The organism is Acinetobacter sp. 24-47-67 (genome assembly GCF_056779735.1).
Window position 1 is genome coordinate 675,826 of record NZ_JBWYIK010000001.1, and the last position, 14,773, is coordinate 690,598.

The 14,773-nt window shown below is 38.0% G+C and carries 10 protein-coding genes; 7 read left to right on the forward strand and 3 right to left on the reverse strand.

The features are described from left to right. Window positions 1-54: 54 nt before the first annotated feature. The gene (locus AC1M9K_RS03460; protein ID WP_481588517.1) at window positions 55-2,088 is read right to left on the reverse strand and encodes an oxidoreductase; all 2,034 of its coding nucleotides are present in this window, start codon (window positions 2,086-2,088) and stop codon (window positions 55-57) included. Window positions 2,089-2,517: 429 nt separating this feature from the next. On the opposite strand from AC1M9K_RS03460, the gene argG reads away from it, so the two are divergent. From argG to AC1M9K_RS03495, 7 genes are all read left to right on the forward strand, one after another. After that, window positions 2,518-3,858 carry an argininosuccinate synthase gene (gene argG, locus AC1M9K_RS03465; RefSeq protein ID WP_092765981.1) on the forward strand — a complete coding sequence of 447 codons (1,341 nt, stop codon included), beginning with the start codon at window positions 2,518-2,520 and terminating at the stop codon, window positions 3,856-3,858. A gap of 227 nt (window positions 3,859-4,085) precedes the next feature. After that, window positions 4,086-5,120 carry a dihydroorotase gene (gene pyrC, locus AC1M9K_RS03470; protein WP_092766254.1) on the forward strand — a complete coding sequence of 345 codons (1,035 nt, stop codon included), beginning with the start codon at window positions 4,086-4,088 and terminating at the stop codon, window positions 5,118-5,120. Further along, on the forward strand, window positions 5,105-5,761 hold the full coding sequence (gene rnt / locus AC1M9K_RS03475; protein WP_035266446.1) for a ribonuclease T: 657 nt from the start codon (window positions 5,105-5,107) through the stop codon (window positions 5,759-5,761). Before pyrC ends, rnt begins: the two co-directional genes overlap by 16 nt. Window positions 5,762-5,976: 215 nt before the next feature. Beyond that, the gene (locus tag AC1M9K_RS03480; RefSeq protein ID WP_481588518.1) at window positions 5,977-7,380 is read left to right on the forward strand and encodes a TonB-dependent receptor; all 1,404 of its coding nucleotides are present in this window, start codon (window positions 5,977-5,979) and stop codon (window positions 7,378-7,380) included. A 173-nt stretch (window positions 7,381-7,553) separates the two neighbouring features. Then, window positions 7,554-8,483, forward strand: a complete 930-nt coding sequence (locus AC1M9K_RS03485; protein WP_481588519.1) for a TonB-dependent receptor domain-containing protein — start codon at window positions 7,554-7,556, stop codon at window positions 8,481-8,483. Window positions 8,484-8,635: 152 nt separating this feature from the next. Further along, window positions 8,636-9,577: a hypothetical protein gene (locus AC1M9K_RS03490; protein WP_092765979.1), complete on the forward strand. Its 942-nt coding sequence runs from the start codon at window positions 8,636-8,638 to the stop codon at window positions 9,575-9,577. Window positions 9,578-9,610: 33 nt separating this feature from the next. After that, window positions 9,611-9,760 carry a hypothetical protein gene (locus tag AC1M9K_RS03495; RefSeq protein ID WP_171076764.1) on the forward strand — a complete coding sequence of 50 codons (150 nt, stop codon included), beginning with the start codon at window positions 9,611-9,613 and terminating at the stop codon, window positions 9,758-9,760. Between the two features lie 83 nt (window positions 9,761-9,843). On the opposite strand, the gene serC is transcribed toward AC1M9K_RS03495, so the two are convergent. After that, on the reverse strand, window positions 9,844-10,926 hold the full coding sequence (serC, locus tag AC1M9K_RS03500) for a 3-phosphoserine/phosphohydroxythreonine transaminase (protein ID WP_481588520.1): 1,083 nt from the start codon (window positions 10,924-10,926) through the stop codon (window positions 9,844-9,846). A gap of 633 nt (window positions 10,927-11,559) precedes the next feature. Continuing rightward, the gene (gene gyrA / locus AC1M9K_RS03505) at window positions 11,560-14,535 is read right to left on the reverse strand and encodes a DNA gyrase subunit A (protein ID WP_481588521.1); all 2,976 of its coding nucleotides are present in this window, start codon (window positions 14,533-14,535) and stop codon (window positions 11,560-11,562) included. Window positions 14,536-14,773: the final 238 nt, after the last annotated feature.

Below are 14,773 nucleotides of genomic sequence, written 5' to 3' on the forward strand. Positions count from 1 at the left end.
AATTACAATCAAACCATTCAAGTGAATATAGTTTCACCAAATGATTCAAATTTATTAAATTTTGGCTGCAATTTCAGCACCTTCACGAATCGCACGCTTAGCATCAAGCTCAGCAGCAAGCTTTGCACCACCAATAATGTGATATTTCGCTAAAGTTGTTTCAGTCTCTGATGGCATAATCTCTTTAACAGATTCTTGCCCTGCACAAACAACGATAGTATCGACTCGTAATAATTGATCATGTCCACCAACTTCGATCCACAGACCTTCATCACTCACTGATTTGTATTGAACGCCACGCAACATTTTCACATGATGTTTTTTTAATTGGGCGCGGTGAACCCAACCAGAGGTTTTACCTAATCCTATACCCAAAGGCGTTGTCTTACGTTGCAATAAATATATTTCGCGAACTGGACGATCCACTTCAGCAGGTTGTAAACCACCTTCAGAAACATACTGAATATCAGGATCAACTCCCCACTCACGTTTCCATTCTGCCAAAGGTTGTGGCTGTGGCTGATGTTCAGGTTTTAATAAAAACTCTGACACATCAAATCCGATACCACCAGCACCAATTACTGCTACCTTTTGACCCACAGGCGCACCTCTTAATACTTCTGCATAAGATAAAACTTGTGGTGCATCACTTCCTTCGATCTTCAATGCACGTGGAACAACGCCTGTCGCAACAATCACTTCATCAAAGCCTTCACGCTCAAGCTGTTCACGATTAACTTTAGTATTTAAACGAAGTTCAACCCCAGTGCGCTCAATTTGGACTTTAAAATAGCGAATGGTTTCATGAAACTCTTCTTTCCCAGGAACAACTTTCGCTAAGTTGAATTGTCCCCCTACATCATTAGTGGCTTCAAATAAAGTAACTAGATGACCACGACTGGCAGCAACAGTCGCTGCCGACATTCCTGCTACACCACCACCCACAACAGCTACTTTTTTAGGCTTCTTGGTTTTTAAATAAACCAGTTCAGTTTCATAGGCTGCACGTGGATTCACTAAACATGTGGCACGTTTATTTTTGAAAGTATGATCCAAACACGCCTGATTACACGCAATACACGTATTGATTTCATCAACACGATTAGTCGCCGTTTTATTCACCCAGAAAGCATCTGCCAATAATGGTCGAGCCATTTGAATCATGTCGGCTTTACCTTCAGCCAAAATAGCTTCGGCAGTTTCAGGCATATTGATTCGGTTGGATGCAATCACAGGCACAGACACATGTTTTTTTACCTCTGCGGTATAATCTACAAATGCCGCACGAGGAACAGAGGTTACAATTGTTGGCACACGAGCTTCATGCCAACCAATACCTGTATTCAATAATGTGATACCCGCTTCTTCTAGCGCTTTGGCAACCGTGATCACTTCATTCATTGTATTACCGTCATGAACTAAATCGAGCATAGATAAACGGAAACAAATGATAAATTTTTCGCCAACTTTCGCGCGAATTGCCTTAACAATTTCAACTGCAAAGCGCATACGGTTTTCTATTTCCCCGCCCCATTGGTCTGTACGCTGATTGACATGACGACTCATAAATTGGTTCAGCAAATAGCCTTCTGATCCCATGATTTCGACACCATCATAGCCAGCTTTTTTCGCGATACTTGCTGTAGCCGCATAATCTTGAATCGTATCCAGAATTTGTTTTTCTGACATCTGACGTGGTTTAAATGGTGAGATCGGCGATTTTATTGGGCTTGCAGAAACCACAAATGGTTGATAACCATAACGCCCTGAATGCAAAATTTGCATTAAAATTTTTGCACCATGTTTATGAACTGCATGTGTCACTAATCGGTGTGGGGCAACATCACCTAAGGTATTCATTGTGCCACCAGCTGGAAGCAGCCAGCCCTGACGGTTAGGGGAAATACCACCTGTAATGATGAGACCTACGCCCCCTTTAGCACGCTCACCAAAATATGCTGCTAATTTAGGATAGTTATAAAAACGATCTTCTAGACCGGTATGCATCGATCCCATCACGACACGATTTTTTAGGGTAGTGAAACCAAGATCAAGAGGTTTTAATATATTTGCATAGCGAGTTGTCATGGCAATTCCTTATTTTATGGGCTTTGCAACTTGTTGCATAAAACTATACTTCTTTTTTCATAACTGTTTATGGCAATTTTTTGTCTTTTTCTATAATAAATTACCAACTATGAAATTAGATATTAATATTCAATCACTTACAAAAAAATATTTTTCACTAAGTTCTCTTTGAAAAATTGCAATAAAATAAATTAATGCATAAAAATCTTCATAAATGCGCTGTATTATTTTCAAGAAGAAATCATGAATTAGATTAAGCACTACCTATTACTTCTGAGTTTCGACGAAATATTGCTACTTATTCTAATATTTTTGCACCACGTATCTTTTTTTAAAAAAAATTACCAATGAAAAGTGCTACAATTGAAGAAATATATTTTTCAGGTTACCAATTTTCTAGGTGCCTATATTCTATCGTTAGGATGAACAATGTCTGATAATGCAACTATCTTACAGAATGTACCTGTAGGCAAAAAAGTTGGTATTGCCTTCTCTGGTGGTCTTGATACTTCTGCAGCTCTATTGTGGATGAAACAAAAAGGTGCTGAACCTTATGCGTATACAGCAAACTTAGGTCAGCCAGATGAAGATGATTACGATGCTATTCCAAAGAAAGCTGAAGCTTATGGCGCTGTTAAAGCACGCTTAGTGGATTGCCGTTTACAACTTGCATTAGAAGGTATTGCAGCAATTCAATGTGGCGCATTCCATATCTCTACAGGTGGTGTACCTTACTTCAATACAACGCCACTTGGTCGTGCAGTCACAGGTACAATGCTTGTTACTGCGATGAAAGAAGATGACGTCAACATTTGGGGTGACGGATCTACTTATAAAGGTAACGACATTGAGCGTTTCTACCGTTATGGTCTATTAACGAACCCAGCACTTAAAATTTACAAACCTTGGTTAGACCAAACATTTATCGATGAACTTGGTGGCCGTGCAGAAATGTCACAGTTCCTCATCGACAACGGTTTTGACTATAAAATGTCAAAAGAAAAAGCATACTCAACAGACTCAAACATGCTTGGTGCAACTCACGAAGCGAAAGATCTTGAGTATCTTGATGCTGGTATCAAAATCGTTGAACCGATTATGGGTGTTGCATTCTGGAAAGAAGACGTTGAAATCGCACCTGAAGAAGTTTCAATCACATTCGAAGAAGGCTTCCCTGTTGCTCTTAACGGTCAACGTATCGAAGATCCAGTTGAGTTAATTCTTGAAGCGAACCGTATCGGTGGTCGTCATGGTCTAGGTATGTCTGACCAAATCGAAAACCGTATCATCGAAGCGAAATCTCGTGGTATTTATGAAGCTCCGGGTATGGCGCTTCTGCATATTGCTTACGAACGTCTTGTGACTGGTATTCATAACGAAGATACCATTGAACAGTACCGCATCAACGGTTTACGTTTAGGTCGTTTACTTTACCAAGGTCGTTGGTTCGACTCTCAAGCGCTTATGCTTCGTGAAACTGCGCAACGTTGGGTTGCTAAAGCAATCACAGGTACTGTGACTTTAGAACTTCGTCGTGGTAATGACTATACGATCATGAACACTGAATCTGAAAACCTTACCTATGAAGCTGAACGCTTAACCATGGAAAAAGGTGATTCTGTATTTACTCCAATGGATCGTATTGGTCAATTAACCATGCGTAACCTAGACATTACAGATACTCGCGCTAAGTTAGGAATCTATACTGGTGCAGGTTTACTTGCTGTAGGTACAGGTTCTGCTGTTCCACAACTTAAAGACAAAAACTAAAATTTAGTTTAGTCCTAAAAAAACCGCGCTTTGAGCGCGGTTTTTTATTTGGACATGAAAATCTATCGTTGTTCCCTAGATGAATAATGACTCATTCATCCAACGTATGCTTCATTTTTATATTAATCAGCACAAATACATGTAAAACCCCTTTTATCGGCTTTTGTCGTTATCAATTTCAAGCAATATCGATTATCATCTATGTTATTTTTTCAGTAAGACTTGCCTTGAATACGATCACTTTAATCCAGCCAGATGATTGGCACGCTCATTTAAGAGATGGTTTAGCACTTCAACGTACTGTTCCTGATTTGGCGAAGCAATTTCATCGCGCAATCTGTATGCCAAATACAGTTCCACCTGTAAAAACTGTGGAAGAGGCACATGCCTATCGTGAAAGAATCATGGCGCATGTTCCTGAAAATGTAAAATTCGATCCTCGTATGGTGCTTTACTTTACGGATCATACTTCTCCTGAAGAAGTACAAAAAATTAAAAAATCTCCATATGTAAATGCAATTAAGCTTTACCCTGCTGGAGCAACCACGAATTCTGATAATGGCGTTAGTGATATACGTAAAGTGTATAGCGTCATTGAGCAACTTGAAGAACATCAGGTTCCTCTCTTACTCCACGGCGAAGTAACACATCATCATGTTGATATTTTCGATCGTGAAAAACGTTTCTTAGATGAAGTTTTAGCACCGCTGCTTAAACAATTTCCAAAATTGAAATTAGTTTTAGAACATATCACCACAAGCGAAGCTGCACATTTTGTACTTGAGCAAGATCGCAACGTGGCAGCGACGATTACACCACAACATTTGTTATTCAATCGCAATGACATGTTGGTTGGTGGTGTTAAACCACATTTCTATTGTTTGCCAATTTTAAAGCGCCAGACACATCAGCAAACTTTGTTAGAAGTCGCAACAAGTGGCAACCCTAAATTTTTCTTAGGTACTGACAGCGCTCCTCATTCTAAAAATGCGAAAGAAAATGCATGTGGCTGCGCTGGGTGTTATAGCGCTCCAACTGCAATTGAATTGTATGCTCAAGCATTCGATCAAGTCGGTAAAATTGAACGTCTTGAAGGTTTCGCTTCATTCTTTGGTGCGGATTTCTATGGTTTACCTCGTAATACTGAAACCATTACATTGATCAAAGAAGATCAAGTGATTCCTGAAAGCCTTGAATATTTAGATGGCGAACAGATCATTCCTCTTTATGCAGGTAAAACAATTCAATGGAGAAAAGTGTGACCACTGAAACATTACCTGTCATCGGTCAACGCTTCCGCGGGTTCCTACCCGTGGTTGTTGACGTGGAAACAGCTGGTTTTAATGCAGATACTGATGCATTGCTCGAAATAGCATGTATTCCAATCATTTACGACGAGTCTGGAAAGTTTGTACCTGGTCAAGCGCATCATGCACACATCAATCCATTTGAAGGTGCAAATTTAGATCGTCGCTCACTCGACTTCATTGGCATTGATCCTTTTAATCCAATGCGTGTAGCGATGGCAGAAGATGAAAAGTCTGCACTTAAACGTATGTTCAAAGCAATTAATGAGGTACGCAAACAACAACAATGCACACATGCTGTGCTAGTTGGACACAATGCTCATTTTGATCTTGGTTTTTTAAAAGCGGCAATTGCACGTACTGGAACTAAGAATCAAAATCCATTTCATAGTTTCTCGGTTTTTGATACGGTGACTTTGAGTGCTGTGATGTTCGGACAAACTGTTTTGGCTAAATCATGTATTCAAGCTGGCATCGAGTTTGATGGTAAAGAAGCCCACTCTGCTTTGTATGACACACAGAAAACAGCTGAATTATTCTGCTATATTTTAAATAAATTAGCGCCCCATTTACTTGAAACACTCGTTTCAGAGTAAAAATCTTTAAATACCCCAATATTTTAGAAATCTTGATCATCCTGTGGATTGATCTTAATTGAAAAGTATTGGGGCTTTTTGTTCCAATTTTTAACTATCGCTTTTTTATATTATGTTAATCGGAATATAGTATTGATAATTATTCTCATTAATATTGTGAAATAAATATTGTTAAATGATAATCGCTATCGTTTTTATTCTCTCAATGTTAAATCATGTCATTTGTACGCTCAAAATTAAATTTAGCCATTCTTACGATACTTTCAACTACAGTTTGTGCAAATGAAACAGAAATAAATTCAACAGCTAATGATGATTCAATCAAACTCAATACAATTGTAACGAATGCAACTGAGCAACAAGAAGTTGGGAAAACCCTTTATACGAAGGATGACTTAGACAAGACACCCAATAGTTCTAAGAACATTACTGATTTTTTAAGAGTAAATCCTAATGTGCTATTTGGTAATAATTTTAAAAGTGGCTTACAACAAGGTGAACTTAGCCCAGCCGAAATTCGCATCAATGGCGGTTTACCCTATGAAAATAAATTTCTAATCAATGGGATGAGCATCAACAATAATATTAACCCTGTGGGTGCAACAACATCGAACTCAAATAATGAACTACTCGGCTCTAGTCAAGCTGTTGCAGTCAATGCAGACCTGATTTGTAATATTAAACTGCTTGATAGCAATGTGAGCGCTGAATATGGTGAATTTACTGCCGGTGTGGTGAGTGCAGAAACCTGCGCACCAAAAACTGAGGTAGGCAAAATTCACGGTAATATTATCTATGATTATACATCTGATTCTTGGTCTAAAATCAACTTTCCTGATCCAGAAAGCCAACTGGAATTTGAAACCTCCAAGAGTGAAAAAAATCAACCTTTCTTTACTAAACAAGGAGTCAGCGCAACACTGTATGGTAATCTCACAGACCAATTAGGTTTCAATGCTTCTGGCTCTTTTCGACATTCCTTAATTCCATTAAAAACGAATTTTATTGAGCCAGCAGAATTAGACCAAACACGTGCTGCGAGCAATTATGGTGTCGAACTCTTCTATACACCTTCAGATAAAACCTCATTAAAAATAGGAACTCAGCTATTTGAAAATAAAGGTGAGTACTTCAATGCTACATTTTTAAACTCAGAAAACACGCAAATATCTGATAGTCAAAGTATTTATATCAATTTAAAAAATAAATTAAATGCTGTTCGGTTAGAACAACAACTTAATTATCAAACACAAAAAAACTCGCGAAACGCAGAGCAGGATGCGTATGTGTGGGCTCGATCTTCAACAAAGAATTGGAATCCGAATTTAAGTACGCAATCTTATGGAAACTATGGTGCATTATCACAAGAAGAAAAAAAACTCGAATACTCGATCAAAGCCCTATTTGAACCAATAAACTTTGCGAACTCATCACACCAATTCAAAATGGGTGCAGGTTATGGTCATTATGAAGCGTATTGGGAAAGACCTGAAGTTTCTAATAATTATTACACAACTACTATCGCTTCCAAAAATATTGAAAACTTAAACTGTTACGCTTCTGATGGTGTCGTTATGATGCTTGTGACGAAGGCAATTCAATTGACGGGCAATATTTAACGCAACGATTTAAATATGATGCAGGACAAATCAATGTACGCCAAGATCGTTGGCATGCATATCTCGAAGATTCAATTTATGTTAATCCATTTATTCAATCTAGTTTAGGCTTACGAGCTGATTATGATTCACTGACTCAAAATACAAATATTGCACCTCGTAGTTCATTTGTTTTGAAGCCATTTGGCAATGATCAATTATTTATCACGGCTGGTTGGAATCGCTATTATGGTTTAAACGCATTCGCCAACGAATTACAAGATCAACGAGGTCGATTACAGACAAAATTTAAGAGAAATAGTCTTTCTGAAGGTTGGGAACTCGATCCGACGTATATGCCATCCTTCAAATCAAGGTCAGAGCTGGATACGCCGTTTTCAGATGAATCTGTATTTGCTTTTAACACCAATATTTGGAACATCAATACTGGTTTAAAATATGTTCAGCGAGAGAACAAAGACCAATTACGCCAGCAGCAAGGTAATAAGTCTTATAACAACTCAGGAAAATCTGAAGCTGATATCTTAACTTTCTCTTTAAAAAATATTAAACCGATTGTATTTAAAAATTCTATGCATCATTTAAGCCTAAATGCCGATATGACAGATACAAATCGTAATTTTGATAGCTATGAAAGCAACTACTACACAGGCACATCACAAATTTATTATGATGGCAAACTGATTAATGCTGAAGATAAACCCACTGATAATTTTAATACGCCATGGACAGTTAGACTAGATTGGAATATTGGTTTTAATAATATTCCTTTAAATATTAATCATTATCTTAGCTATCGTGCAGGGACACCAGGTATGAAAAAAACCCTGAGTACCAGTAAAACTGAATTTGTCTATGAACTCGATGGTATGAAATATGACACTTACACTGCATATAAAACGAAAAATGCTTTGAATTGGGATATGCGTACTACCTACACAATACCGAGTTCAAAAAATTCGCAAACTATTTTTGGTTTAACCATTAATAATGTACTTAACCGTAAAAATGAGTACTTTTCTTCCAATACATCCTCCGTGACACCAACACCAAGTCCTGAAATCGGTCGTCAATTCATTGCAGATGTTACATTTAAGTTCTAACTCATGATTCCCATAGAGCACTTAGATGCTCTTTTTCATTTATGCCGCGTTAAACTTTTGGATTGCATAAAGAAAAAACAATTCAAGACTTGAAAAATATCAATTATCCTCGATATTACATAGAGTAATTCACTCAATCTTAGAATGAGCATATGAACAATCAAAACAAACCTGAAATTATTACGATAGAAGATCAAAGCTTTGGTAGCCATGTAGAACATTGGGCGCTGTTAACTGATGATCCGACTGCTCAGGTTCCAAAATGGTTGAGTGAAGCACTAAATGCACCTGTCATGCCGATGGGGATTTGTGCTGAAGAACAAGATATGGATCCGAATGTTTGGCTAATTCAAGGACCTAAACAACAACCTATCCAATTGGTTCAAGTCATTGCTGTAGAAGACAATAAACCTAAATCAGTCAAAACAGCCTTCCCTACTTTTGATAGTCCTTATACGTTGAACGCGACGATTGAACGCATCATTACATGTAAGTCCAACACGCAAGCAGTGTTACAATTAAAAGTTAGTGATAATAGTGTGGTTTATGCTTTTGATAGCTTATACAGTGTTAACCAAATTCAATACCAAAAAAATCAATCTTATAAAGTCCAATTAAATGCGTGGGCTTATGAGCTAGAAAAAGTTGCTGATCAAGAACAAATTGTTGTGGATGATCCAGCTTCAATTAAACACCATCGTGCTTTAAATGAAATTTTGAGTGAACACAATGGTGTAGCGCCAGATAATTTACAGCAGCTGATTGATGCTTGGGAACCTAAATCAGATGCCGATAAAGAACCTGTAACGGTCGATTTTTCGAAAATGGTGGCTTACTTGTACGGTGAAACCATGGGTCAGGAAGATGAGGCCTGGTTCCAAGGAAAAGTGGTTGGCAAGACCCAAATGCAGTTCAACGATCAATTTTATCAACTTTATGATGTAACACTTATTTTGGAAGATAACCAACCTGCTACACTTATTCGTATCGCGACTAAGGATGAGAATTATAAAAATTTCGAAATTGGTCAATATATTCGTGGAAATATATGGATTCAGGCGAATATTTATGCTAAAAATACATCAAATAAATAGGATTTAACTATAAAGTAATATTTAGGCTCCTAGATGAAAATTATACCGGAACAATCAACAGGCTTAATGGAACAAGCACGCCCTCGTATTCGTGTAGACAAGGGTGCTTACTGTTTCTTTTTCTTAGGTGTTTTCCTCGCTGCTTTTATTTTCCACTTTACCAATCTTATTCCAGCATTTTAATAAAGTAGCATTGATTACTTTCATCTGCGTTTTAGTGCATAAAAAAAGCCTGTCATATGACAGGCTTTTTTTACAGACTGATTTTAAGCGTTACGCTTCGCAAAATCATCCATAAATTTCACAAGAGCTTGTACACCTTCAAGTGGCACTGCATTGTAAATACTCGCACGCATACCACCTACTGAACGATGTCCTGCAAGATTTAATAAATTATTTTCCTCTGCTTCTTTCAGGAATTGCTTTTCAAGTTCAGGCTTCGCCAATGTAAATGGCACATTCATAATTGAACGATATTCTTTCGCAATTGGATTTGCATAGAAGTCACTTGAATCAATATAACCATACAACAATTCAGCTTTTTGCTGGTTCACTTGATGAATTGCCTCTACACCACCCTGTTCAAGCAACCATTCAAATACTAAGCCTGATAAATACCAAGCATAAGTAGAAGGTGTATTCACCATAGAATCGTTCTTCGCTTGCGCTGAATACTTCAAGATGCTCGGAATTTCTTCTTTTGCTTGATCTAATAAATCATCGCGAATGATTACCAATGTTAAACCAGCAGGACCGATATTTTTTTGCGCACCCGCGTAAATAAGACCGAATTTTGAAACATCAATTGGTGCCGACAAAATACTAGAAGATAAATCTGCAACCAGTGGTTTAGCCGTAGTTGGGATATTTTTAAATTGAATACCACCAATCGTTTCGTTATCTGCATAATGAACATAGGCAGCATCAGCAGATAAATTCCATGTACTTTCATCAGAAATTGCAAGATTACCATCTGCATCTTTAATACCAGCTTCGATCACGTTAATTTCGCCATAACGTTTTGCTTCTTTTAAAGCTTTTTCAGACCAAATGCCAGTATGGATATAATCTGCTTTGTTATTTTTCCCTAATAGATTCAATGGAATCGCAGAGAATTGTAGAGAAGCACCACCCTGTAAGAAAAGCACTTTGTAGTTCTCAGGAATATTCATCAACTTGCGTAAGTCTGCTTCTGCTTTTTCAGCAACAGCGACGTAGTCTGCACTACGATGACTCATTTCCATGATTGATAGGCCCTTACCCTGCCAATCAAGCATCTCAGCTTGAGCTTTTTCTAATACAGCAGTAGGTAATGCAGCAGGACCAGCACAGAAGTTGTACGCGCGCATGATTTTTCCTTTCAGAGTGAAACACAATAAAATGATGGCATTTAACCACAGATAACCATAGCTTGCAGTATATTCAACTTAAATAATTTCAATCTTGTTTTCACACTAAAGCTATTTTTTCAATAAGCTCTACATTTATCAGAGATTTATGTTTACTATATTTTGAGAGACACCGTAGTTAGTAAGTTTAAATCGCTCACTACAACAGCTCTCAATCTGACAAAATTTATTATGACTATTTCGTTGTATTGTCTTTCATTTCAAGCGAACACTTAAAACATCTCACCATACCATTCATAGCTGACTCTTTTAAAATGACTGTGTAATAAAAATCCATCTTTTATATCTGGATCTACAATTTCAACAACCATTTCATTATTTTTATCTTGAACTGCATTATAAAGCGCATCAGTATTTACAGCTGAATGTTTTGTTTATGAACAATATTCCTCAGATTCCCCTCTCTCCTTCATTCAGCTGAAATGAAAGGGTTCACTACATGCTGTTATAAACAGTGCTATTACAATCAGCAAGCTATAATTAAATTTGAGTTTCATTTTTAATTAAAATTCTTTTTTAGACTATTGTTAATTAAAAAAGGACGCTTCAGCGTCCTTTTTTAATTCCTACAAATTATTCATCTGTAGATTTTTCATCGCTATCAGTCGTATCAATTTCTTGAGTATCTACTGATTCATTAGATTCAATTGAAGCCTCTTCACCTTCAACTGATTCTATAAAATCATCTTCCTCAACAGCTTCAATCGCTTCAACACCAACCAATGTCTCGTTTTCACCTAAGCGGATTAAACGTACACCTTGTGCATTACGCCCCGTCTGAGCAATTTCAGATGCACGAGTACGTACTAGCGTACCACCATCAGAAATCAGCATGACTTCTTTGCTGACATCGATCGCTACCGCACCAACTAGCTCACCATTACGATCAGATGTCTTGATCGCAATGACGCCTTTACCACCACGTTTCTTGGTCGGGAAGTCATCCACTGGCGTACGCTTACCGTAACCATTTGCTGAAGCACAAAGCACTTCACCTGTTTCCGGAACAACGACTAATGAAACAATACGGCTTAGGAAATTAGAATCCGTATCTTCATCTTCTGAATCTACATCATTGTCTTCAATTTCTTCCGCTTGAGCCAATCCAATGGTGACACGCATACCACGTACACCTTTCGCAGAACGACCCATTGCACGTACATCAGTTTCTGCAAATCGAATCGCTTTACCTTCATTCGAGAACAACATAATTTGTTGTTCACCATCAGTAATCGCAACACCAATTAAACGGTCATCTCCAGCTAACTCGATTGCACGTAAACCATTTGAACGTACATTAGAGAACTGCTCAAGTTCAACTCGCTTGATCGTACCGTATTCAGTTGCCATAAAGACATAGAAGTTTTTACGTAAGTTTTCTACAAGCTCAGCAAATTCAACTACTACTTCATCATCAAGATCTGTAGTTGATAATTCAACTCCTAACTCTTTCAGATGTGTACGCAATTCGTCCGATAGATCGTCACCATCTGCTAGATCAGCAAATGATTTTTCTAATGCATCATAGTGTGCAGCAATGATTTCGTTTTGCTGTAATTGAGCTTGATGAGATTTAACAAACTGACGGAAATCGGCTAGACGTTCTTTAAATTTCTTCGGTGCATCAATCACTGGCAGAATAGCAGTAATTGTCTCATTTTCATCTAATGGCAATAAGTTCACCATAGGACGACCTTTTGCACCACGAGAAGCTTGAGGCACTTCAAAAACTTTTAAGCGATAGACTTTGCCGACATTGGTAAAGCATAAAACTGTTGCATGGTTAGATGTCACAATCAAATGTTGAATGTAATCATCTTCTTTCATAGACGTTGCTGATTTACCACGCCCACCACGACGTTGCGCAGCATAATCAGAAAGTGGCTGTGTTTTCGCATAGCCTGATTGAGAAACGGTTAAAACAACTTGTTCTTCTGGAATTAAATCCTCACGAGAGAAATCTACACGAGATTCTACAATCGCAGTACGACGCTCATCACCGTATTGCTGAAGAATAAGTGCAAGCTCTTCACGAATCACGTTCATCAACAATTCAAAATCATTAAGAATTGCTGTCAACTCTGCAATTTGTGCCAAAATTTCAGAATATTCTGCATGCAGCTTATCTTGTTCTAAACCAGTTAAACGATGCAAACGTAATTCTAAAATTGCACCCACTTGAGTCGGCGAGAGACGATAAATATTGCCAGATAATCCAAACGGTTTATTAGGATCTTCACCCTCAATCTCATCTGGGCGAACAGAAACTGAACCTGCTTTTTCCAATAAAGCAACTACACCACCTGCAGACCATTCCCCTGCTTGCAAACGTTCACGTGCTTCTTGCGGATTCGCAGAGGTTTTAATGGTTTCGATGATGGCATCAATATTTGCTAAAGCAACCGTTAAACCTTCCAAGATATGACCACGTTCACGCGCTTTACGTAATTCGAACATCGTACGACGTGTTACAACTTCTTGACGATGGCGAATGAAAGCAGCAATAATGTCTTTTAAATTCATCAGCTTTGGCTGGCCATTATCCAAGCAAACCATATTAATACTGAATGAATTTTGAAGCTGAGTATTTTGGAATAAATTATTAACAATTACTTCAGCGTTTTCGCCACGCTTTAAGTCAATTGCAATACGCATCCCTTCTTTATCAGATTCGTCGCGTAACTCTGAAATACCTTCGAGCTTCTTCTCTTTCACAAGTTCAGCAATACGTTCAATCGTTTTTGCTTTGTTCACTTGATATGGAATTTCAGTGAATACAATCGTCGTACGACCTGTTTTTTGGTCTTCTTCTAAATGATACTTACCACGAATAAATAAACGACCTTTACCAGTACGGTAAGCATCAACAATACCCGATTTACCGTAAATGATACCGCCTGTAGGAAAGTCTGGACCCGAAATATGTTCCATCAATCCTTCAATACTGATATTCGGATTATTGGCATAGGCTAAGCACGCATTGACCACTTCAGTCATATTATGCGGCGCCATATTGGTTGCCATACCTACAGCAATACCCGTGACACCATTAATGAGTAAATTTGGCACACGAGTTGGCATAACTTGTGGGATACGCTCTGAACCGTCGTAGTTATCTTCCCACTCTACTGTATCTTTTTCTAAATCAGCTAACAGTTCATGCGTTAATTTACGCATACGCACTTCGGTATAACGCATCGCTGCTGCACTGTCACCATCAACAGAGCCGAAGTTACCCTGACCATCAACCAACTGATAACGTAAACTGAAATCTTGTGCCATACGAACGATTGTTTCGTATACAGCAGAGTCACCATGAGGGTGGTATTTACCGATTACATCACCAACGACACGCGCTGATTTTTTGTAAGCTTTGTTATAATCATTTCCAAGCTCATGCATCGCATAAAGAACACGGCGATGAACTGGCTTTAAACCATCTCTAACGTCTGGTAGTGCACGAGAGACAATGACACTCATAGCATAGTCGAGATATGAGCTCTTCAGTTCATCCTCAATGGCAATCGGTCGAATTTCCGATACGCTCATGCATACTCCTTATTACAAACAGCTTGAAGAAACTGCTCGATTTATATAATCAATCTTGCAAAAAATTAGCCCAAAATCTATGGAGCTAAATTCTAAAACTCAGCCGAAAATTATAGCACAAATCCGTATTTTTGTCCCTAAATTTTATGGATGATCTGTTTAATTTTATTCATAAAAATGACTAAATTTTCAACACAAAATTCTTAAACAGTATTGCCCTAAAATGAATGATAAAAAT